Source organism: Arthrobacter sp. B0427-1-12 (assembly GCF_059092905.1).
Genome location: NZ_JBNHIC010000176.1, coordinates 1 through 847 on the forward strand (window position 1 = coordinate 1; position 847 = coordinate 847).

General features: G+C 71.2%; 2 protein-coding genes. One reads left to right on the forward strand and one right to left on the reverse strand.

The window, feature by feature from the left end; all coding sequences use genetic code 11:
* A partial coding sequence (locus AC5RWU_RS24415; RefSeq protein WP_493986751.1) for a hypothetical protein occupies positions 1–438 on the forward strand: 438 nt, incomplete at its 5' end.
* A gap of 74 nt (positions 439–512) precedes the next feature.
* Here the strand turns inward: AC5RWU_RS24415 and AC5RWU_RS24420 are convergent.
* Positions 513–847, reverse strand: a 335-nt coding sequence (locus AC5RWU_RS24420) for a hypothetical protein (RefSeq protein ID WP_493986752.1), incomplete at its 5' end; no start/stop codon positions are given.

An 847-nucleotide genomic window follows, 5' to 3' on the forward strand; every position in this document is an offset into this window, starting at 1 on the left:
CGGGGTCCGGGGGAGAATCCAGCCATGGGATTGGGGGAGGGGGCCCGCTATGATCCGGTGCGCGCGGCAGCGGCGTTCTGTGATCTGCTGGCCGTCTGGAACCGCTACCCGCACACGGAACCGGCCCGCACGGTACTGATGGAGTCCCTGCGCTGGTTCATTTCGCCGCTGTCGGGCTGGGGAACCGACCGGGGGCTGCAGCTGGCCCGGGAAACCATCACGGCGCTGGGCTCACCGGTCTTGGATCTCCGGGCCGAACCGGCTTCGGACCCGGATATCTGCCATGTCCGGGTCCCGGAGCGGTCTGTGGGCGAGCATGCATTCGAGGAGGCCGCTGCGGGCGTGGTTTTGACCCTGGTCAGATGCGCCGACGGCCGCTGGCGCATCCACGGCATCGGCGAACCCGTCCCGGCACCGGACGTGCCGCGCCCGGGCTAAGGCGCATCCGGCAAACGGCGCCGGCCGCACAGCGCGCTTCGGGGCGGCGGGCCCCTGTGCGGCCGGATCCGGTCCTAGGGTCCGGTCCGTTCCATGTCCTCGACCTCTTGCAGCGGCAGGCCGGAGGCGGCGGCCAGATCCGGTGCCGGGACACCGGCGGCCAGCCCTGCCCGGACCGCGTCCTGCAGGAGGGCATCGGCGCGGTCCAGGTCGAACTGCAGGGATTCCTTGTCTGCGGCGGCCACCCGGATGCGGTTGAGGATCCCGTCCCTGGTGCTGTGCTCCATTTCCGCCTCCTTAACCCTGTGCAGCGGATGGAACGGGCGGAAACGCTGCTCCGGGGTTTCCGCCCGCCCCGTTGGCCGGCTCATGGGTACCGGCCCTGTCGCCTGTGCCGGCAGGATCACGG